General features: G+C 66.9%; 19 protein-coding genes. 13 read left to right on the top strand and 6 right to left on the bottom strand.

Translation table 11 applies throughout. The features are described 5' to 3' along the window. Positions 1-7: 7 nt before the first annotated feature. The 4 genes from A5733_RS15265 (at position 8) to A5733_RS15250 (ending at position 2875) form a co-directional block, all read left to right on the top strand. The gene (locus A5733_RS15265) at positions 8-1216 is read left to right on the top strand and encodes a thiolase family protein (RefSeq protein ID WP_076240708.1); all 1209 of its coding nucleotides are present in this window, start codon (positions 8-10) and stop codon (positions 1214-1216) included. Positions 1217-1221: 5 nt separating this feature from the next. Next, complete coding sequence (locus tag A5733_RS15260; protein ID WP_076240707.1) at positions 1222-1644, top strand: Zn-ribbon domain-containing OB-fold protein; 423 nt, start codon at positions 1222-1224, stop codon at positions 1642-1644. Between the two features lie 44 nt (positions 1645-1688). Beyond that, the gene (locus A5733_RS15255; RefSeq protein WP_076240706.1) at positions 1689-1973 is read left to right on the top strand and encodes a hypothetical protein; all 285 of its coding nucleotides are present in this window, start codon (positions 1689-1691) and stop codon (positions 1971-1973) included. 65 nt (positions 1974-2038) lie between these two features. Continuing rightward, complete coding sequence (locus tag A5733_RS15250; RefSeq protein WP_076240705.1) at positions 2039-2875, top strand: SDR family NAD(P)-dependent oxidoreductase; 837 nt, start codon at positions 2039-2041, stop codon at positions 2873-2875. Here the strand turns inward: A5733_RS15250 and A5733_RS15245 are convergent. After that, a complete protein-coding gene (locus A5733_RS15245) occupies positions 2872-3546 on the bottom strand; it encodes an enoyl-CoA hydratase-related protein (RefSeq protein WP_076240704.1) in 675 nt (224 codons plus the stop codon). The two genes, A5733_RS15250 and A5733_RS15245, sit on opposite strands and share 4 nt — an antisense overlap. Then, on the bottom strand, positions 3543-4160 hold the full coding sequence (locus A5733_RS15240; protein ID WP_076240703.1) for a TetR/AcrR family transcriptional regulator: 618 nt from the start codon (positions 4158-4160) through the stop codon (positions 3543-3545). The genes A5733_RS15245 and A5733_RS15240 overlap by 4 nt, the downstream gene beginning before the upstream one ends. Positions 4161-4262: 102 nt before the next feature. On the opposite strand from A5733_RS15240, the gene A5733_RS15235 reads away from it, so the two are divergent. The 5 genes from A5733_RS15235 to A5733_RS15215 all read left to right on the top strand — a co-directional run bounded on the left by A5733_RS15235 (position 4263) and on the right by A5733_RS15215 (position 11088). Further along, complete coding sequence (locus A5733_RS15235) at positions 4263-4976, top strand: TetR family transcriptional regulator (RefSeq protein ID WP_076240702.1); 714 nt, start codon at positions 4263-4265, stop codon at positions 4974-4976. Continuing rightward, positions 4976-7561 (top strand): ABC transporter ATP-binding protein/permease, encoded by a 2586-nt coding sequence (locus tag A5733_RS15230; protein ID WP_076240701.1) that lies wholly within the window; start codon positions 4976-4978, stop codon positions 7559-7561. The genes A5733_RS15235 and A5733_RS15230 overlap by 1 nt, the downstream gene beginning before the upstream one ends. Continuing rightward, positions 7558-9294 (top strand): ABC transporter ATP-binding protein, encoded by a 1737-nt coding sequence (locus A5733_RS15225; protein ID WP_076240700.1) that lies wholly within the window; start codon positions 7558-7560, stop codon positions 9292-9294. The genes A5733_RS15230 and A5733_RS15225 overlap by 4 nt, the downstream gene beginning before the upstream one ends. A gap of 94 nt (positions 9295-9388) precedes the next feature. Further along, entirely contained in the window at positions 9389-10594 is a 1206-nt protein-coding gene (locus tag A5733_RS15220) for a cytochrome P450 (protein WP_076240699.1), read from the top strand. Further along, positions 10591-11088, top strand: a complete 498-nt coding sequence (locus A5733_RS15215) for a hypothetical protein (protein ID WP_076240698.1) — start codon at positions 10591-10593, stop codon at positions 11086-11088. The genes A5733_RS15220 and A5733_RS15215 overlap by 4 nt, the downstream gene beginning before the upstream one ends. A 25-nt stretch (positions 11089-11113) precedes the next feature. On the opposite strand, the gene A5733_RS15210 is transcribed toward A5733_RS15215, so the two are convergent. Then, complete coding sequence (locus A5733_RS15210; protein WP_076240697.1) at positions 11114-11662, bottom strand: hypothetical protein; 549 nt, start codon at positions 11660-11662, stop codon at positions 11114-11116. A 220-nt stretch (positions 11663-11882) separates the two neighbouring features. Then, complete coding sequence (locus A5733_RS15205; protein ID WP_067777043.1) at positions 11883-13145, bottom strand: amidohydrolase family protein; 1263 nt, start codon at positions 13143-13145, stop codon at positions 11883-11885. 25 nt (positions 13146-13170) lie between these two features. Between A5733_RS15205 and A5733_RS15200 the strand changes: the two genes are divergently transcribed. After that, the gene (locus A5733_RS15200) at positions 13171-14010 is read left to right on the top strand and encodes a helix-turn-helix transcriptional regulator (RefSeq protein ID WP_076240696.1); all 840 of its coding nucleotides are present in this window, start codon (positions 13171-13173) and stop codon (positions 14008-14010) included. Here A5733_RS15200 and A5733_RS15195 read toward each other — a convergent pair. Next, complete coding sequence (locus tag A5733_RS15195) at positions 14007-14621, bottom strand: O-methyltransferase (RefSeq protein ID WP_076240695.1); 615 nt, start codon at positions 14619-14621, stop codon at positions 14007-14009. The genes A5733_RS15200 and A5733_RS15195 overlap by 4 nt on opposite strands. Positions 14622-14704: 83 nt before the next feature. Here A5733_RS15195 and A5733_RS15190 point away from each other — a divergent pair, with 83 nt between their 5' ends. The 3 genes from A5733_RS15190 (at position 14705) to A5733_RS15180 (ending at position 16782) form a co-directional block, all read left to right on the top strand. Beyond that, positions 14705-15403 (top strand): histidine phosphatase family protein, encoded by a 699-nt coding sequence (locus tag A5733_RS15190; RefSeq protein WP_076240720.1) that lies wholly within the window; start codon positions 14705-14707, stop codon positions 15401-15403. A 69-nt stretch (positions 15404-15472) separates the two neighbouring features. After that, on the top strand, positions 15473-15781 hold the full coding sequence (locus tag A5733_RS15185) for a hypothetical protein (RefSeq protein ID WP_076240694.1): 309 nt from the start codon (positions 15473-15475) through the stop codon (positions 15779-15781). Positions 15782-15882: 101 nt separating this feature from the next. Continuing rightward, positions 15883-16782, top strand: a complete 900-nt coding sequence (locus A5733_RS15180) for a DMT family transporter (protein WP_067775599.1) — start codon at positions 15883-15885, stop codon at positions 16780-16782. Here the strand turns inward: A5733_RS15180 and A5733_RS27955 are convergent. Then, the coding region (locus A5733_RS27955) for an MCE family protein (RefSeq protein ID WP_233152702.1) at positions 16772-17290 on the bottom strand (519 nt) is incomplete at its 5' end. The two genes, A5733_RS15180 and A5733_RS27955, sit on opposite strands and share 11 nt — an antisense overlap.

Below are 17290 nucleotides of genomic sequence, written 5' to 3'. Positions count from 1 at the left end.
TACCCACATGGGTTTGCGTGGTGAGGCTGCGATCGTCGGCTACGTCGAGCTTCCACCGGAGCGAATGAACAAAGCGGCCCCGGCCCCGTTCACCTTGGAACAGTGGGCCCTGCTGTCCGCGGCTGCGCTGGAGGATGCCGGCTTGTCGGCCGAGCAGGTCGACGGCATCGTCACCTCGCATCTCGGCGAATCCGAGATCTTCGTTCCGTCCACCGTGGCCGAGTACCTGGGCGTCCGAGCGAATTTCGCCGAGCTGGTCGATCTGGGTGGGGCCAGCGCCGCGGGCATGGTGTGGCGGGCCGCCGCCGCGATCGAACTTGGCCTGTGCGACGTGGTGCTGTGCGCACTGCCGGCGCGCTACATCACCCCGTCTTCCGAGCTGAAACCGAAGCCGTTGACCGACGCGGTGTTCTTCGGCTCGTCCAGCAACCAATTCGGCTCTCCGCAGGCCGAATTCGAGATCCCCTACGGCAACCTGGGCCAGAACGGTCCGTACGGACAGGTGGCGCAGCGCTACGCCTACGAGTACGGCTACGACGAGCGGGCGATGGCGAAGATCGTGGTGGACCAGCGCGTGAACGCCAACCACACCGACGGCGCGATCTGGAAAGACACCCCGCTGAGCATCGAGGACGTGCTGGCCAGTCCGGTGATCGCCGACCCGCTGCACATGCTCGAGATCGTGATGCCGTGCGTCGGTGGGGCCGCGGTCGTGGTGGCCTCCGCCGATGTTGCCGCCCGGACGCGCAATCGGCCCGTGTGGGTCAAGGGCTTTGGTGAGCACGTGCCGTTCAAGACACCCACGTACGCCGAGAACCTCCTGGACACCCCGATCCGCAAGGCGGCCGACACCGCATTCGGGATGTCCGGACTCACGAGGTCGCAGATGGACATGGTGTCGATCTACGACTGCTACACCATCACGGTCCTGCTCAGCCTGGAGGACGCCGGGTTCTGCGAGAAGGGCAAGGGCATGTCGTTCGTCTCCGATCACGACCTGACCTTCCGGGGGGACTTCCCGCTCAACACCGCAGGCGGCCAACTCGGTTTCGGCCAGGCCGGATTGGCTGGCGGCATGCACCACGTGTGCGACGCCACCCGTCAGATCATGGGACGGGCCGGCGCGGCTCAGGTAGGCCACTGTGATCGCGCGTTCGTCTCCGGCAATGGCGGCATCCTGTCCGAGCAAACCACGCTGATCCTGGAAGGCGATTGATACCGATGAACGGATTCACCCGGCCGCTGCCGGTGAAAACCCCTACCAGCACGCCGTTCTGGGATGCGCTCGCCGAGCACCGCATCGTGATCCAGTACTCGCCGTCGACGCAGGCCTACGTGTTCTATCCGCGGGTACTCGCCCCGCGAACCTTGGCCGACGACCTGGAGTGGCGGGAGATCTCCGCGATGGGCACCCTGTACTCCTTCACCGTGGCCCGACGCCCGGTCGGTCCGCACTTCGCCGACGCGGTTCCGCAAATGCTGGCGATCGTGGAATGGGATGAGGGACCGCGGTTCTCCACCGAGATGGTCGACATCGAGCCGGACGAACTCAGCGTCGGGATGCGGGTCAAACCGGTGTTCTGTGACCATCCGGAAGCGTTTGCCGGAGCGGGTGTGACGATGCTGCGCTACACGCGGGCTTGATCACATCACTTGGCAGGAGGCTCACAGCGTAGGAGTATGGAGTCATGCTAACCATACGAAAACTCATGGGGCCAGTGTTCGTAGCGGGAGCCGCAGCGGCGATTGCCGCAGGACCGACAGCCGCACTTCTCACCGATGCGCCTGCCTCGACAACCACGATCAGTGCTCAGCCCAGTGGCAGCGGTGACGCCGGCGGTGGTGGTGGCTGCGACAGCGGCCCCGGCTGGCAGGGCTGTGGTGGCTGGAATCCCGCCCAGGGCGGTTGGGGTCACGGCTGCATCAACGGCATCTGTGGTGGCTGGGACGGCCAACGCGGCTGGGGCAACTGATATCCCGGCCGGGCGCACGCCCATGGACTCCTGCCCGCCTCGGTGATCTGACCGGCAAGCGGATTATGGTGACCGGCGCCACCAACGGCGTCGGGCTCGGCACCGCGAGGGCGTTGACGCGCGCCGGTGCGCACGTCATCCTCGCGGTCCGCAACACCGAGCTGGGAGCGCAGCGCGCCGCCGAGATCGGCGGTTCGACCGAGGTGATCCAACTCGACCTGGCCGACTTGTCCTCGGTGCGCGCGTTTCCGGGGAAGCTGGACGGTGACGTCGACGTCCTGGTGAACAACGCCGGGGCACTCAGCCAGCACCGCGCCGATACCATCGACGGCTTCGAGATGACCATCGGGACAAACCTGTTGGGGCCGTTCGCGTTGACGAACTTGCTGTTCGACCGGATTCGGAAGCAGATCGTCAACGTCGGTTCCGACGCCCACAAATCGGCGACCCTCCACCTCGACGATCTGCATCTGCGTCACGGCAAGTGGTCGGTGATGGGCGCCTACGCCGCCTCCAAGCTGGCGGTGATGCTGTGGGGGCTGGAGCTCGACCGCCGGTTGCGGGCCGCGAAATCGCCTGTCGAGACCCGCCTTACGCATCCGGGGTGGGTGTCCTCCAACCTGCCCAACGTCTCCGACAAGCCGTTGATGAGTGTGGTGCAACGCGGGGTCAAGGTGTTGGCCGACAGGTTCGGCAACGACCTCGACGCGGGCGCGGCGCCGACGCTCTACTGCCTGAGCGAACCGATCCCGCCCGGCAGCTACGTCGGCGTCGAGGGCAGACTCGGGCTGCGGGGCGGGCCGGTCCTGATCGGACGCTCGGCCGTGGCGTGTGATTACGAGACGGCGGCCCGCGTGGTCGAATTCGCCGAGCGGGAAACCGGTACCGTCATTCCGGTTTAGCCGGCCGCCTCCGGCTCGGCGGCGGTGAGGGCCTGTGCTGCGGTGCCGAACATGACCTGCTTGATCGCGCCGAGGGTGCCGGAATCCTTGCCGCCCAAGGGGCGCAGCAGTTCGGTGGCCGCGGCGGTGACGGATCCTTCGGGCGCAGTGTCGTCGACCAGACCGTGGGCGTGAGCGTCGGTGCCGCCGAACCGGCGGCCGGTGGTCATCGAGGCGACGGCCGCCTGCGGCGTGAGCTTGGCCTGGATCAGCGCGGCCATTCCCGGGGTGAACGGGATCCGGATGTCCACCTCGGGGAAGCAGAAGAACCCGCGGTCGGCACGCATCACCCGGAAATCGTGGGCCATGGCGAGCATGGCGCCGGCGCCGAAGGCATGGCCGACCACCGCGGCCGCCGTGGGAATCGGCAGGGTCAGCACGCGCGCCAACAGACCCTGCACCCGGCCGACGTACCAGGCGCCCTGATCGCTGTGGGCGCCAAGCCAATCGAGGTCAAGCCCGTTGGAATAGAACTTGCTGTCGGCGGTGGTCACCAGGCCGTGCGCGCCCTTGGCCAGCACGGTGTCCAAGTGGGCGTGGACCTCTTCGAGGAATTCGGGGGAGAACCGGTTCTCGTCGTCGCCGAGATCCAGCACGGCGATGTCGCCGTCGTAGTCCAAGGTCGCGGTCATGAGTTTCCTTTCGTCTGCGGGATAGGGGCAGGGCCGGTGGCCAGGACGGCCGTCACGGCCGCACTGAGATGGTGGCGGGCAGTCGGGTCGGCAAGGCGATTGCGGTGCAACAGGATTGCCGTCGGCAGGTCGACGATGCACGTCGTCACGGTGTCGACGGCCGCGCGGTCGCGCCGGTTCCAGGCAGACGCCGCAAGTTCGATCATCAACTCGACCAATTGGGTTTCCAGCGCACGCAATTGATCGGCGAGGTCCTCGGGTACGTCGGGACCGAGGAGTTGTTCGCGGCGGATCTGCAGGACGAGCCTCGCCGAGGCTGGGTGGCGCTCAGCGAAGATCACCGGCGCATCGGCCGCTGCTGCGATCGCGTCGGTACCGGGTCGAGCGGCGTCGACCAACTCGCGTTGCAACGCCAGGAATCGACGCCCCGCGCGCAACCACGCTTGCCCGAGCAGGCCGACGCGGGAGCCGAAGGAGTGATACAGCGCGCCATTGGACAATCCGACCGCCTCGCTGATGGCGCGGATCGTGACAGCCGCGGGGCCGGCCTGGGCAACGAGGCTTTCGGCAGCGTCGAGAACCGCATCCGGGTCATAGCGGCGGGGTCGGGGCACCTCGTCACGTTAACAGAGCAGTTGCTCTGTTAAAAACGAAGCAGTTGACGATGACTAAGGCGACCCTTAGTTTGTGGGGGTAACTTTCCCTCGGAGGTAGTCGTGACCGGATCCGGTGTCGCCGCGCGGGTGGGCGGACGCCCGCCGCTCATCGCGTTGTCCGACATCGTCACCGCCGGACGAGACCTCGGCATGCGCAACCTGAGCATCAACGGCGTGGCCGCCAAACTGGGGGTGTCGGCCACCGCCTTGTACCGCCACATCAGCGGCCGCTGGGAACTCGAGCGCCTGGTCGGGGAAAGCCTGCTCGCCGAACTGGAGCTGGTCGACGATCCGGCCCGGTCCGTCGAAGAGCATCTGCTCGCCTTCGGGGTGAGCCTGCACGGCTACGCCCTTGGCCACCCGGGTCTGGCCACCTACATGCAGGTACTGTTCCCGCGCGGCGAGGCAGGCGCCCGGCTGCTGGCCGACCAGATCGCCGCGCTGGGCCGGCGCGGCTACACCGCCGAGGCCGCGGCGCTTCTCAGCAGCTCGGTGGCGGTGCTCGCCATCGGCCTGGCCGCCCAACACGAACTCAAGGCCGAGGCCAGTGGCGGCGACGACGGATTCGTCACCGAACGCGACGCCGCCGCCGAACGGCTGGCCGACGACGCCGCGCTGGGCCCGGTCCACGCTGCGGGCACGCAACTGCGCAGCCCGCAATACCTGGAATTTCTGATGAACGCTCTGATCCGGGGACTGCTCACCTCCGTGGCGCCCGGCAGACCCATTACCGACATCGTGGCGGAGCTGACCGCAGTGAGAGAGGACCGCTGATGGCACGCGGATTTCAGGGAGTGATGATGCGCGGCTTCGGCGCGCGCGATCACCAGGCGACCGTGGTCGAGACCACCTATCTGACACCGAACATGCTGCGCCTGCGCCTGCACTCGCCGACGGTGTTCGAGGATGCCGTCGCCGAACCCACGTCGTACCTGCGTTTCTGGGTGCCGGACCCCGACGGCTCGAAGACCGAGTTCCAACGGGGCTACACGATGTCCGAAATGGACCCGGACACCGGCAATTTCGCGGTCGACGTGGTACTGCACGAGCCGTCGGGCCCGGCGTCGAAGTGGGCCCGGACTGCGAAGCCGGGCGACACCATCCCGGTGATGAGCCTGGGTTCCAAGGGGTTCACCCTGCCCGACGATCTGCCGGCCGGTTACCTGTTGATCGGTGACGCGGCCGCGATCCCGGCCATCAACGGGATCATCGGCATTGTGCCGCACGACATTCCGATCGAGGTGTATCTCGAGCAGCACGATGAGAACGATCGGCTCATCCCGCTGGCCGAGCATCCCCGACTGCGGGTCCACTGGGCCGAACGCCGCGACGCGACATCGTTGGCCGCTGCGGTCGAGGCGCGGGACTGGTCGGACTGGTACTGCTGGGTGACGCCGGAAGCCGGCTCCCTCAAGCACCTGCGTACCCGGCTGCGCGAGGAGTTCGGCTTCCCCAAGTCCGAACTGCACGCCCAGGCCTACTGGACCGAGGGCCGGGCCATGGGTACCGACCGCACCGAGGCCGAGCCTGAGGCCGAGACTGCACCCGAGGCAGCTGCCGAGGTCGCAGCCGTAACCTCGGACGGGGCCGCGTCGCCGGCCCGCGGTACCTGGCGGGCCCAGGGAGCGGGCCGGTTGCTGGCCCCGCTGAAAACCCCGTTGATCGTGTCGGGCGTGCTGCAGGCGATCATCACGTTGGTCCAACTCGCACCGTTCGTGCTGTTGGTCGAATTGTCGCGGCTGTTGCTTGCCGGAGCCGACGAATCCCGGCTGTGGACACTGGGTTTGACCGCGGTCTGGCTGATGGGTCTGGGCGCCCTGCTGGGGGCCGGGCTCACCTTGTGGCTGCATCGCCTCGACGCGACGTTCGCCCGAGAGCTACGGACCCGGCTGCTGACCAAGATGGCGCGGCTGCCGCTGGGCTGGTTCACCGCCCGCGGATCCGGCTCGATCAAGCAACTCGTGCAGGACGACACCCTGTCCCTGCATTACCTGGTGACTCACGCGATCCCGGATGCCGTCGCCGCGGTGATCGCGCCGGTGGCAGTGCTGGTGTACCTGTTCACCGTCGACTGGCGGTTGGCGCTGGCACTTTTCATCCCGGTGCTCACCTACCTGGTGCTGATGTCGGTGATGACGATCCAGTCCGGCGCCAAGATCGGTCAGGCACAGCGCTGGGCCGACCGGATGAGCGGAGAGGCCGGGGCCTACCTCGAAGGTCAACCCGTCGTCCGCGTGTTCGGCGGGGCGGCGTCGTCGAGCTTCCGCCGTCGTCTCGACGAGTACATCGGCTTCCTGGTCGACTGGCAGCGTCCGTTCACCGGCAAGAAGTCGCTGATGGATCTCGTCACCCGGCCCGGCACCTTCCTGTGGCTGATCGCCGTGGTCGGCACGCCGATGATCATCGGCGGTTCCCTGGCCCCCGTCGACCTGATGCCGTTCCTGTTGCTGGGCACCACCTTCGGGGTTCGGCTGCTCGGCGTCGGTTACGGCCTGGGCGGCATCCGCGGCGGCATGCTGGCCGCGCGACGAATTCAGAATGCGCTCGACGAGGACGATCTGGCGGTGCGTGACGACGCCGATGCCTCGGATGCGCAGGGCGCTGTGGCATTCGACGGCGTCACCTTCGGATACCGGCCGAGTGTCCCGGTGATCCACGACGTCTCACTGAGCTTGCGCCCGGGCACGGTGACCGCGCTCGTCGGCCCGTCGGGCTCGGGCAAATCCACCCTCGCTGCGCTGCTGGCCCGGTTCCACGACGTCGACTCCGGCTCGATCACGCTGGGTGGCAAGGACATTCGGTCGATGCCCGCCGAGGAGCTGTACCGCCAGGTCGGCTTCGTCCTGCAGGAGACCCAACTGGTGGCCGGCACCGTCGCCGAGAACATCGCGTTGGCCGATCCAGAGGCCGCCCTCGAGCGCATCGAACAGGCGGCCCGCGACGCCCAGATCCACGACCGGATCCTGCGGCTGCCCGACGGTTACCAGACCGTGCTCGGCGCATCGTCGGCACTGTCCGGCGGCGAGCGGCAGCGGCTCACCATCGCCAGGGCCATCCTGGCCGACACACCGGTGCTGATCCTCGACGAGGCGACCGCCTTCGCCGACCCGGAATCGGAATACCTTGTGCAGCAGGCACTCAACCGCCTGACCAAGGACCGCACCGTGCTGGTCATCGCACACCGGCTGCACACCATCACCCACGCCGATCAGATCGTCGTCCTCGACGGCGGTCGGATCGCCGAGAGCGGCACCCACGACGAGCTGCTGGCCGCCGGCGGTCGCTACCGACAGCTGTGGCAGACCGGACAGTCGCTACACCCGGCAGATGCCGTCACCGCAGGAGAGGCCGCACGATGATCCGCACCCTGATCACGCTCATCCCGGCCGATCGCCGGGGCAAGGTCGCCGTCTACGCCGCGCTCACGCTGGTCTCGGTGGTGATCCGTGCGGCGGGCACCGTGCTGTTGATCCCGTTGGTGTCGGCGTTGTTCAGCGACGCGCCGCGCGACGCGCTGCCGTGGCTGGGCTGGCTCACCGCCGCGACCGTTATCGGCTGGATCGTCGACACCGCAACCTCGCGACTGGGCTTCGATCTGGGCTTCGCGCTGCTGGACCACACGCAACACGATGTGGCCGACCGGTTGCCCAGCATTCGGATGGACTGGCTGGGCGGTGCTGCCGGCGCGAATACCGCGAATGCCCGCCAGGCGATCGCGGCCACCGGGCCCGAACTCGTCGGCATGGTGGTCAACCTGCTCACCCCGCTGATCGGCGCGATCCTGCTCCCGGCCGCCATTGCCCTGGCACTTCTGTTCATCTCCGTGCCACTGGGGGTGGCCGCGTTGGCCGGCGTGGTGATCCTGCTCGGGGCGTTGTGGGCGTCGGGCCGGCTGAGCCGCAAGGCCGACGCCGTGGCCGACGAGACCAACCGCGCGTTCACCGAACGCATCATCGAGTTCGCCCGCACCCAGCAGGCGTTGCGCGCCGCCCGTCGGGTGGAGCCGGCCCGCAGCATGGTCGGCGATGCCCTGGCCGCCCAGCACGGAGCCAGCATGCGGCTGCTGCTGATGCAGGTGCCGGGACAGCTGCTGTTCAGTGTGGCAAGCCAATTGGCACTGCTGATCCTGGCCGGGATGGCCACCGTGCTCACGGTGCGCGGCACTCTCGGCGTGCCCGAGGCGATCGCGATGATCGTCGTCGCCGCCCGCTATCTCGAACCGTTCACCGCACTGTCGGAACTGGCCCCGGCGATCGAATCGACCCGGGCCACCCTCGATCGCATCGGGGCCGTGCTCGACGCCCCGGTGATGACGACGGGCGCGGCCACGTTCGCCGTCCAGGATGCCCCGCGGATCGAATTCGACCGCGTCACTTTCGGTTACGGTGATACCCCGGTGCTGCAGGACGTCAGCTTCGTGCTGCAGCCCGGTGGCACCACGGCGATCGTCGGCCCGTCCGGATCGGGTAAGAGCACCATCTTGTCGCTCATCGCCGGTCTGCACCAGCCGACCGCGGGGCGAGTGTTGATCGACGGTGTCGACACGACCCAGATGGATGCCGAAACTCGGAGAGCCGCAACGAGTGTGGTGTTCCAGCATCCCTACCTGTTCGACGGCACGATCCGCGAGAACATCCTGGTCGGCGATCCGGGTGCCGATGCCGAGCAGCTGGCGACCGCCGCCCGGCTGGCCCGGGTGGACGAACTGACCGCACGCCTGCCCGAGGGTGACGACGCCAAGGTCGGCGAGGCCGGTACGGCCCTGTCCGGTGGGGAACGTCAGCGGGTCAGCATTGCGCGGGCACTGGTCAAGCCGGCGCCGGTGCTGCTGGTCGACGAGGCCACCAGCGCGTTGGACACGGAGAACGAGTCGGCGGTGGTCGACGCGCTGACCGCCGACGCACGGTCCCGCACCCGCGTGATCGTCGCGCATCGACTGGCCAGCATCCGCCACGCGGACCGGGTGCTGTTCCTCGACGGCGGACGGATCGTCGAGGACGGCAGCATCGACGAATTGCTGGCCGCTCGCGGACGTTTTGACGAGTTCTGGAACCAGCAGCGTGAAGCGGCGGACTGGCAAATCGCGCACTAGCTGACCGACCACTTGAACCCAACCTACTGTAACTATTACAGTTGGGCGTCCCGGAATGGTGTCGGGGCGGGTTGGGTGTCGAGCGGGAGGTCATGTGACGACGTCGCAGGTGGTGTTCGATCCCTTCTCGGAGGATTTCTTCAACGGCCCCTATGAGACGTATCGGCGGATGCGGGAGGAAGCTCCGGTCTATTACAACGCCGACTATGACTTCTATGCCCTGACCAGGCACGCCGACGTGGCGGCCGCCTTCAAGGATTTCGAGACCTACTCGTCGGCCTACGGGGTCGATCTGGCCATGGTCCGGACCGGGCAGAAGGTGCCCGCGAAGATGATCATCTCGATGGACCCGCCCGAACATCGGCACATGCGCAGCCTGGTGAACAAGGTCTTCACCCCGAGGGCGATCGGCGCGCTGAACGACATGGTCGAGCAGCAGATCGACCGTTACCTCGGTGGCGTCGATCCGTCGGGATTCGATGTGGTGTCGGACTTCTCGGCGTACTTCCCAGTCGAGGTCATCACCACGATGCTGGGTGTCCCACCGGAATCTCGTCAGCAGGTGCGGCTGTGGATCGATGCCTCGCTGCATCGAGACCCGGGCCAGATCGAGATGTCGGAGTCCGGCATCGAGGCGATGGCCCAGACCTGGCTGCTGTACTACGACCTGATCAAACAGCGCCGCGCCGAACCGCGCGACGACATGATCAGCGGCCTGATCGCCGCCGAGATCGAGCGTGAGGACGGTGAGCTCACGCGGCTACGGAACTCCGAGATCGCCGGATTCGCCACCCTTCTCGGTGGGGCCGGCGCCGAGACGGTGACCAAGCTGGTCGGTGCGGCCGTGGTGATGTTCGGCCGTCATCCCGACCAATGGCAGCGTTTGCGTGCGGACCGCAGCAAGGTGCCGGCCGCGATCGAGGAGCTGCTGCGGTATGAGGCCCCGGCGCAGTACAACGTGCGGCGCTCTCAGCGTGAGATCGAGTTGCACGGCGTCACGATTCCGGCGGGCAAGCCGGTATTCCTGGTCGGCGGTTCGGCGAACCGGGACCCCGACGCGTGGACGGACCCCGACACCTTCGACATCGATCGGAACCGCACCGAAGCCCAGAACCTCGGATTCGGCTACGGGATCCACAGCTGCCTCGGCGCGGCACTCGCGCGGTTGGAATGCGGTATCGCCCTGAACAAGCTGCTGGATTTCATGCCCCGGTACGAGGTCGATTGGGACCGGTGCGAACGGGTGAGCATGCAGAACGTCGCCGGCTGGGCGCACGTGCCGGTGCGGGTGTTGCGATGAAGAGCCAAAAAGACTGCGGCACCGTGGCTTACCGCATGCACGTCATCGCCGGCGACGCCGCCGAGCTCGCCGCCAACGCCGGTGGGCTCATCGTCGACCGGATGATGAGTGGCTGGCGGGTCAGCGTGCAGCTCCTCAAGGACGGCCCCGACGACGTTCGACCCATCCGGATTCTCGGTGCGGAGCTTGTCGACGAGGCGGCATCGCCGGGCCTCCCAGACGAGGAGCAGTATGTTCTGGTCATGGGGGCCGAGGCGTATGCCCGGGCGATTTCCGGTGATGGCCAACAGCTTCCGGCCGGCTACACGGAGGCTCTGCTCTGGGGCGAATCGCCGGATCCGAGTCACCTGCTCGGGCACAGCCTGAGCTCGGCCGCGCGGGCGTTCAAAACCCTGGCCGTCACCGCTGCCTGCATCTCTGCCGACGAGGTGTCCGCCGCAGAGGCGTTCACGTCGATGAACGCACGGGGCGGCGGCGTACCTCTGCGGGCCTGAAGCTATCTGGCCGGTGCGCAGGCAGTCAGCGGGTCGATGGATCCGGTGTGCACAGCGTCAGAAAGGTTTTGCCGCTCTGGGCAGCGACGTCGGCCGGGGCCAGCCAGCCGACACCTTGGAACCAGTAGGTGTCTGGGGAGTGCTGTGCGGACTCGGCGAGCACCTTCGTGAGATCGCTTGTCGTCCCCCAGGCGACCGGTGGGCCCTCAATACCGACGAACAGCGATGTCATGCGTTGCCAATGAAATCCAGGCGGCAGCGCCTTCGTAACCTCAAGGCCGGGATACGGTCCGCCGATGGTGATGTACTCAACCGCCACGCCGGGATCGGGCCCCTCGACCGGCTCCTGGCGCCCAGATGGGGACGTCTGTTTCAGTGCGGTAACGGGTGTTCTGAGTTGCAGCGCCGCCTCGTTGTCTTTGGACATGTCGAAGGTGAGATCGACCCCCGTAGTGCCATCGCATGCCGAACCGAACCAGATCTGGAGCTTGCCCTCGGCCACGCGAATGCCGAAACTTGGTTCCAGCGAGGGCTTTCCCAGGGGATCACAGCCGCACACGGCAAGCAATGCCATGAGCACAGTGAGTAGCGTGCCGACTCGTCGGGTCATTCGTGGTACCCGCCATCGGACGCGCCAGCATTGGTCTCGAATGGGTTGCGGCTGCCAGTGACCTCGGACGCTCGAACCTGCGACACCGTGTACGGCACCTCGTGACCCCTCGTTCGCGTGAGTGATCACATTGTCACCCACCGAACGAGGGATTCGCGGCATCAAAATCGACCCGGCGCTGAGCTCAGGCCTTGGCGAGCTGCTTCTGTTCGTAGAGGCGCGCCCACTCCGCACGCGGGCGGATCGAGGTGTCGACGTCGGTGGCCTTGGCGCGCAGTGCGCCGACGTTGGCCTGATCGCGTGCGGTGTGCTTGAACGGATCCCAGCTGAAGAACCGGGCCGAGTTCTCCCAGGTGATCTTGTTGATGTCGGAATCGCTTGCGCCGGCGGCATTCAGCTCGGCCAGCACCTGCTCGGGAGCGTCGGGCCAGAAGCAGTCGCTGTGGGGGTAGTCGCACTCCCAGGCGATGTTGTCAATACCGATCTCATGGCGCAGCTTCAGCGAGGTCTTGTCGGTGACATAGCAGGCCAGTGAGTGCTCGCGGAACACGTCGGAGGGCAGCTTGTCGCCGAAGTCGCGGCGCAGCCACTTCTGGTTGGTGTAGTGCCGGTCGCTTCGATCGAGATAGAAAGGAATCCAACCGATTCCGCCCTCGGAGAAGGCGAACTTGAGGTCGGGGTAGTTGCGCATCGCCGGTCCCCAGAGCAGGTCCTGGGCACACATCGCCGAGACCTGGGTGGCCAGGATGATCAGGTTGTCGATCGGAGCGTCCTTGGCCATGGAGATCGCGCCGAAGCCGGTGCCGATGTGCAGGCACATCACCACGTTCTCCTCGGACAGCGTCCGGAACACCGGTCCCCAGTAGTCCTCGTCGAAGTAGCTCGGAAGTCCTTCCAGGTGGGGCAGTTCAGGCATGGTGACCGCACGGCAACCCTTGGCCGCCACGCGGCGGATCTCGCGGCACATGGCCTCGGGATTCCACGTCGGCAGGATCGCGATCGGGACGAACCGTCCGGGGTACGACCCGGCCCACTCGTCGATGTGCCAGTCGTTGTAGGCCGACACCATCACCAGCGTGGCCTCCTCGCGGTGCATGTTGAGGTGGCGGGCCGAGAAGCCGGTGAAGGTCGGGAAGCACATCGAGGCCAGGATGCCGTTGCGGTCCATGTCGCGGACCCGCTCGTGCACGTCGTACACACCGGGGCGCATCTCGGCGAATCCGGCCGGATCACGACCCCACTCCTCGGCCGGCCAGGACACCACGGCGTTGAGGCCGGACACACCCTGCGGACGGCCCTGATACATCCACTGGTCGACACCCTTGTCGTCGGTGACGACGATCGGCGCCTCTTCCTTGTACTTCGCCGGAACGTGGCGAAGGAACATGTCGGGAGGCTCGACGACGTGGTCGTCGATGCTGATCAGGATCAGGTCGTCGGTTTTCATAATCTCAGTAGTACGCTGCAAAAGCATGACCGTCTCTGCAACTTCGGACAGAGATTTAGCCGAACCGGCCAGACCTCGCCACATCGACCTGCGCCGGGGCGGTCGGGCCGCGGCGGGCAGCTACCTGTACGAGGGTGAAGGGCTGATCACCGGCTGGCACTTTCACGACGTGCATCAGATCGAGTACGCGCTGCACGGGGTGGTCGAGGTGGAGACCGAGGCCGCGCACTATCTGCTGCCGCCGCAGCAGGCGGCCTGGATACCGGCCGGTCTGCACCACCAGGCGGTGATGAACCCCGACGTCAAGACCATTGCGGTGATGTTCGATCCGCAGCTCATCCGCGACGGGGGTGATCGGGCCCGGATCATCGCGGTGTCACCGCTGATCCGGGAGATGATGGTCTACGCGTTGCGTTGGTCGATCGAGCGGGCCGGCTGTGCCGACGACGAACCCGAATCCGATTCGTTCTTCCGGACCTTGGCCAACCTCGTCGTCGAGGCGCTCGACCACGAGGCCCCGCTGAGCCTGCCGACCACCGACCATCCGATCGTGGCCGCCGCATTGGCGTACACCAAGGAACATCTGGATTCGGTGACCTCCGAGGAGGTCAGCCGGGCCGTCGCGGTATCCGAGCGTACGCTGCGCCGGCTGTTTGCCGAGACCATCGGAATCTCTTGGCGCACTTACCTTCTGCATGCGCGGATGTTGCGGGCTATGGCGCTGCTGGCCGGGCCCGAGCAATCAGTGCAGGCCACCGCGACGGCCGTGGGCTTCGAAAACCTGAGCTCGTTCACCCGGTGTTTCAGCCAGTTCTGCGGTCAGACGCCGTCGGCGTATCGGGCTCGCGCGCGCGAGGAGCTCTAAACCCGGCAGCTGAGCTCCATGCTGTCGCTGTCGCGGGCGAGGAAGTTCACGCTCACATAGCCGTTGGACGGCTCGCGCACGTGGTCCAGGTAAGGCTTGGTGTCGTCCATGGAGGTGTTGTCCGCGACGAGTAGGGCTCCGATATTGAGTTGTGGCTCAAGGAGTTCGAGCACCGGAAGGTAGAGCTCCTTCCAGCCGTCGAGCAGCACGAAACCGATGTCGCCGGTCACGGTCTTGAGTGTTTCCAGCGCATCGCCCTCTAGGACGGTGATGACGTCCTCGAGGCCGGTATCGGCGAACGTCTGTTTGGCCGAGGCGATCTTGGTCGCGCTGAGCTCGGTGGTGAACACCCGCCCGGAGCCGTTGTCGCGCACCGCCGATGCTAGGTGCAGTGCCGAGAGTCCGAAGGACATCCCGAACTCGACGACGACGGCCGGCTTGATGGCCCGCACCAGCGAGTACAACAACCGGCCGGCCTCACGCGTCACCGGCATGTAGATGTCGCTGAGGGCATCTGCACGTTCCTGAGCGCTCGCGTTGGACAGATCGGCGAACTTGCGGGAGCCCTCCTCACGGAGTTTCGCGAACTGCTCGGCCGACGCCGCGTACATCCGGTCCAATGTGTCTGCGACCCTGGGGTCCTCGAGAGTAGTCACGCTCACGAAACTACGCCCGAGCGGTGAAAGATGGCGGTGTGCGAAAACTACGGGCACTGCCACTGCTGTTTGCGATCCTTCTCGCTCTGGCCGCGCTGCTGGCGCCGACGGCTGCCGCGGGTGGATACCGCTCCATCACCTTGACGTTCGTCCGCCACGCGCAGTCGGCGGGCAACGCCTCGGGCCTGATCGACAGCTCGACCCCGGGACCACCGCTGACCGAGCTGGGCCGCAGCCAGGCCGTCGCCAGTGCACAGCGCCTGGCGTCCCACCATTACGACGGCATCTTCGCCTCGACCATGGTGCGCACCCAACAGACCGCCGAGCCGATGGCCGACACCTTGGGCGAGCCGGTCACCGTGTTGCCCGGACTCCGCGAGGTCGAGGCAGGCGATTACGAAGGCCAGCCGGAAGCGAGTGCGGTGAACACGTATTTCTCGGCGCCCGAGAAGTGGTTGCGCGGCGACCGCAGCGCGCGGATACCCGGATCGATCGACGGCAATGAGTTCGATGCTCGGTTCGACGGTGCCGTCCAGCAGATCTACGACACCGGTGACGACAATCCCGTCGCGTATTCACACGGCGCCGCGATCATGCTGTGGGTGCAGATGAACGTCGTCAATCCCGATCCGCAGCTGCTGATGGAGCACCCGCTCGACAACACCGGCTATGTGGTGGTGAAAGGCAATCCGACGGATGGCTGGACGCTGACCGACTGGGACGGCGCCGGAACCTAGCCGTCGCGGCCGGGCGCGGTTACTGTGGCAAGGCACGCGGAGATGGAGCGGGACTATGAGGTTTCTGTCATGAGGTTTCGAGTTTTGCCTTACGTGACCGTCGAGGTCGACGACCGCGTCCGGCTGCGCGCACGCCGCGCCGGCGAGCGGCTGCGGATCAACCTCAGGGCCTACCTGCGTAGTGCCGCCGATGACGTCGAGACCGCCAGTGGCCGGGTCCGCGACTTGTGTGACACCGCGGTCAACCGGGTCGATCTGGCCGTGGCAAGCGTCAACGACAAGATCGCTCCCGCTCCTGACGCCCCGGTTTCCAACACGTCCGTTTCCGACACGGGCACCACCGACGAGCCGCCAAAGCGACACCTGCAGGTCGTCTAGGCCGAGGCGGCGCATCCGCCGCCGGCGCTCTACGGTTGAGGGGCACGGGCCTTCTCTTCTCTAGAGGGCCGACATACCGGCCCGGAAGGGGTTGACGAGGCTTGCTCGGCAACAGTCTTGCGGTGCTGTTCGCCCTCTGCGCAGCGGTTTTCGCAGCTGTCGGCATTGTGGTCCGGCAGCGCGCGACGATGGACGTTCCACCCGAGAAGGGTGTCAGCAGCGTCATGCTGCGCACCTTGCTGCGCCGCAAGCTGTGGTGGGCCGGGACCGCATCGGCGGTGGCCGGCTATGTCTTCCAGGCGCTGGCACTGGGGTTCGGGTCGTTGCTGCTCGTCCAGCCGGTGTTGGTGTCGGCATTGTTGTTCGCCTTGCCGCTCAGTGCCCGGCTGGCCCACCGCCGGGTCAGCCGTGCGGAGTGGCTGTGGGCGCTGCTGCTGACCGGTGCGTTGACCGTGTTCGTCGCGCTGGCCAGAGCCAGCACGGGAACCTACGCCGTCTCGGTGGCCACCACCGTCACCGTCGCCGTGGTGTGCGCGGCGGCGGTCACCCTCTGCGTGCTGGCCGCCACGCGCAGCGTCAACTGGCGTCGTGCGGTACTGCTGGCGTTGGCGGTGGGCGTGATGTTCGGCGTGGTGGCGGTGCTGACCAAGATCGTCATGCACACGATTGCCGTGCAGGGTCTGATCTCGGCGCTCACCACGCCCGCCCTGTATCTGGTGGTGATCCTCGGGGTGGTCGCGACGCTGTTGCAGCAGTCGGCGTTTCACGCCGGGTCCCTGCAGACCTCCGTGCCGACCATGCTGGTGCTCGAGCCGGTTGTCGCGGTGGTCCTCGGCTCGGTCGTGCTGGGTGAGCACCTGGCGATCACCGGATGGGAACCGGTGGCCCTGTCGGTCGCCATCGGCGCGATGGCCGCCGCCACCGTCGCACTCGGCCGCGACGAGGGTGCTTACGAGGAGAGCTTGGAAGCGGACCTGGAAGTCAAGGCCGCTAAGGGTTGATGGTGTGCTCGCCGATCTGGCGGCCCCACACGTACTCGGTAACCAGCGGCTGACCCAGCTCGAAGTGGTTGTACGGGGCGATCGAGGCGCCGGTGTCCAAGACCAGGTACGGCGCCGGCCACAGATCCTTGGTGATCGGCTGCCAGCAGCCGGGGCGGCCTTCGGGACCACCGGTGGCGTTCACCCGGGGCAGGTTGTCGGGATAGACCCAGGCGTTCGGCGCGCCGACCAGGAAGTCGTGCAGTTCGAACGCATAGCCGTTGCGGGTCTGCTGGGCGAACTTGGGGGCGGCCTCGGCGTAGTTGTGGATCATGCAGTACAGCGCCGGGCTGTTGCGGTCGAACATCGCGCTGACCGGCAGCAGGTCCTGGTTACCGCGGACCAGGTACGGCCCGCCGCGTTCGAAGATGTCGCCGCCGGTGTTGCCGAAGCCGACTGCGGCCACCAGGGCCTGGTCGAGGTTGCCGCGCTGCTCGTTGAGGGTGCGCGCGGTGGTGACGGCGTTGGT

Origin of the sequence: Mycobacterium sp. NS-7484 (genome assembly GCF_001953975.1) — a bacterium.
Lineage (GTDB): Bacteria > Actinomycetota > Actinomycetes > Mycobacteriales > Mycobacteriaceae > Mycobacterium.
This window is presented reverse-complemented; position numbering and strand designations above follow the sequence as displayed.

Excerpts from the sequence above, each read along its gene's own strand:
- A5733_RS15265 (WP_076240708.1), top strand. The coding sequence starts at position 8 with ATGGGTTTGCGTGGTGAGGCTGCGATCGTCGGCTACGTCGAGCTTCCA.
- A5733_RS15260 (WP_076240707.1), top strand. The coding sequence starts at position 1,222 with ATGAACGGATTCACCCGGCCGCTGCCGGTGAAAACCCCTACCAGCACG.
- A5733_RS15255 (WP_076240706.1), top strand. The coding sequence starts at position 1,689 with ATGCTAACCATACGAAAACTCATGGGGCCAGTGTTCGTAGCGGGAGCC.
- A5733_RS15250 (WP_076240705.1), top strand. The coding sequence starts at position 2,039 with ATGGTGACCGGCGCCACCAACGGCGTCGGGCTCGGCACCGCGAGGGCG.
- A5733_RS15245 (WP_076240704.1), bottom strand. The coding sequence starts at position 3,546 with ATGACCGCGACCTTGGACTACGACGGCGACATCGCCGTGCTGGATCTC.
- A5733_RS15230 (WP_076240701.1), top strand. The coding sequence starts at position 4,976 with ATGGCACGCGGATTTCAGGGAGTGATGATGCGCGGCTTCGGCGCGCGC.
- A5733_RS15225 (WP_076240700.1), top strand. The coding sequence starts at position 7,558 with ATGATCCGCACCCTGATCACGCTCATCCCGGCCGATCGCCGGGGCAAG.
- A5733_RS15215 (WP_076240698.1), top strand. The coding sequence starts at position 10,591 with ATGAAGAGCCAAAAAGACTGCGGCACCGTGGCTTACCGCATGCACGTC.
- A5733_RS15210 (WP_076240697.1), bottom strand. The coding sequence starts at position 11,662 with ATGGCATTGCTTGCCGTGTGCGGCTGTGATCCCCTGGGAAAGCCCTCG.
- A5733_RS15205 (WP_067777043.1), bottom strand. The coding sequence starts at position 13,145 with ATGAAAACCGACGACCTGATCCTGATCAGCATCGACGACCACGTCGTC.
- A5733_RS15200 (WP_076240696.1), top strand. The coding sequence starts at position 13,171 with ATGACCGTCTCTGCAACTTCGGACAGAGATTTAGCCGAACCGGCCAGA.
- A5733_RS15195 (WP_076240695.1), bottom strand. The coding sequence starts at position 14,621 with ATGTACGCGGCGTCGGCCGAGCAGTTCGCGAAACTCCGTGAGGAGGGC.
- A5733_RS15185 (WP_076240694.1), top strand. The coding sequence starts at position 15,473 with ATGAGGTTTCGAGTTTTGCCTTACGTGACCGTCGAGGTCGACGACCGC.